Source organism: Streptomyces sp. MUM 203J, from assembly GCF_022414595.1.
Classification (GTDB): Bacteria; Actinomycetota; Actinomycetes; order Streptomycetales; family Streptomycetaceae; genus Streptomyces.
The window spans coordinates 1-2,449 of the sequence record NZ_JADWYO010000123.1; the positions used below are offsets into that span (position 1 = coordinate 1).

The 2,449-nt window shown below is 77.1% G+C and carries 2 protein-coding genes; both read right to left on the bottom strand.

The window, feature by feature from the left end; genetic code table 11:
- A partial coding sequence (locus I3F58_RS29095; RefSeq protein ID WP_275679054.1) for an ABC transporter transmembrane domain-containing protein occupies nt 1–859 on the bottom strand: 859 nt, incomplete at its 3' end.
- Nucleotides 856–2,449: ABC transporter ATP-binding protein/permease (locus I3F58_RS29100; RefSeq protein ID WP_240111707.1), on the bottom strand; the 1,594-nt coding region annotated here is incomplete at its 5' end. The genes I3F58_RS29095 and I3F58_RS29100, both read right to left, overlap by 4 nt.

Consider the following 2,449-nt stretch of genomic DNA (forward strand, 5'->3'; position numbering starts at 1 on the left):
GCGCCAGCACGCCCAGCGCGAGAGCCATCGCGGCGGGCGCCCACGCGCCGTCCAAGGTCCGCGCGGCCACCGCGACGACGCCCACCACGGCGGCCACCACCAGCACGTCCCGTACCGCGCCCGCGCCCGACTCCCAGGAGTGCTCGGCGCGTTGGGCCTCGCCCAGCCGCCGCCCGTGCGCCCGCAGCCGCTCCCGGCGCCGGTCCAGCGCGCCGAACGCCAGCAGCTCCCGCATCCCGTCGACGGTCTCCACGGCCTCCGCCGACAGTTCGGCGGCCGCCCGCCGGGTACGGGCCCCGCGCGCCGCCCGGCCCCGCCCGTCCAGCACCGGAACCAGCGCCAGCAGCCCGGCCACCGGCAGGACGGCGACGAGCAGCCACGGGTCGAGCACCCCCAGAACGGCGGCGCCGCCGGTGAACACGGAGACAGAGGCGGCCAGTTGGGCGACGGCGTGCGCGTAGAAGAACTCCAGCGCCTCCACGTCCCCCATCGCAGCCGAGGCCACGTCCCCGCTGCGCCGCCCTCCGATCCGGGCGGGCGCGCTGCGGGCCAGCCCGTCGAAGACCCGCACCCGCAGCTCGGCCAGCACCCGGTAGGCCAGATCGTGCGACAGGTCCATCTCGCGCCAGGTCGCGAGGGCCCGTACGAGGACCAGCGCGACCAGCACGGCGACGGTGGCCGCGCCTGGAACCGTACCGTCCAGGACCGCCGTGCCCACGGTGTGGGCGGAGAGCGCCACCAGGGCGACGAGAGCCGCCTGGTCCAGAAGTGCGACGAGGAACGTCCGTACCGTCATGGCCCGGTGGGCCAGCAGCACGGGCAACAGGGCGCGCAGAGTACCCCTCTCACGACCGGTCATGCCGCCGCCTCCTCGGTGTGTCCGGCCGCGACCAGCCGTGCGTACAGGCCACTGCCCTCCGTCAGGCTCCGATGGGTCCCGACCGCGTCGACGCACCCGCTGTCGAGGACCACGATCCGGTCGGCGTCCCGCACGGACGCGAGCCGGTGCGCGACGACCAGGCAGGTGCGTCCGCGCGCGGCGCGCAGCAGGGCGCGGCCGATGCGCGCCTCGCGCCGCTCGTCCACGGCGCTGGTCGCCTCGTCGAGCACCAGCACGGGCGCGTCCGCGAGCAAGGCCCTTGCCAGGGCCAGGCGTTGGCGCTGGCCGCCGGACAGGGTCGCGCCGCGCTCCCCGACCTGGGTGGCGTACCCGTCGGGCAGGGCGGCGATCTCGTCGTGGATCCCGGCGGCGCGGGCTGCCCGGCGCAGGTCGTCGTCGGTCGCGTCGGGACGGGCGAGGCGGAGATTCTCCGCGACGGTGGCGTGGAAGAGGTAGGTGTCCTGGGACACGACCGCGATGCCGCGCCGCAAGGAGGCGAGGGTGTACGCGGTGTGGTCGGTGCCGTGGAGGGTGATCCGCCCGCCGTCCGGGGCCCATTGGCGCAGGAGCAGCGCGAGGAGGGTGGACTTCCCGGCGCCGGACGGCCCCACGACGGCCGTGGTCCGCCCCGCCTCGGCGGTGAAGGTCACGCCGTGGAGAGCGGGGCGGGCCGCGTCCGGGTAGGTGAAGCACACGTCCTCGAAGCGGACTTCGGGCGCAGCCGTCCAGCCTGCGGTGTCGGCCGTACCGCCGTCGGGGACGGCGGGCGGGGCGGTCCGCAGTTCCGCGATCCCGTCCGCGGCCGAGACGCCCAGGTAGCCCGCGTGCCACTCGCGGGACAGGTCGCGGACGGGGCGGAAGCACTCGGAGGCCAGCATCAGGAGGAGGTACGTGCCGGTGGCGGCGGTCCTGCCGGACGCGGCGGACGCGCAGGCGAGCAGCGCGGCGGCGACCGTGCCGCCCTGGACGGCGAGGTCCGTGATGCCGGTGTCGACGAGGGACACCCGCAGTTTCGCGACGGTGGCCCGGTGCAGGGCGGCCGACCGCGCCTCCAGACGGGCACGGGTGCGGGCCACGGCCCCGGCGGCGCGCAGGGCGGGCATGCCCTGGAGGGCCTCCAGGTAGTCGGCGGACAGCGCCTCGTACGCCCCCCAGTGCTCCTGCCCTCGGCGGGCCAGCAGCTTGTCCCACCAGCGGGGCGCGAACAGCGCGAGGAGCAGGGCGGGGGCCAGGGCGAGCAGCGCGTACGGCTCGACGGCGGCCACGGCGGCGAGGAGGAGGGGCGGGGTGGTGCAGGTGACGAGCAGCTGGGGCAGGTAGCGCGAGACGTACGCGTCGACCCCCTCCACCCCGTCCACGAGCGTGGCCCGCACGGCGCCCGCGCGGTCGCCGTGGCCGCGCATCGGCCCCGAGGCGCCGAGCCGTTCGAGCAGGGTGTCGCGCAGCCGCGCACGGACGGCCGCCCCGGCCCGTGCGGCGAGGTCGCGCTGTGCGCGAGCGAGCACCGCGCGGGCGGCGACCACTCCGAGGACCCCCGCCAGCAGCACCGGCAGGGCGCCGGGGTCACCC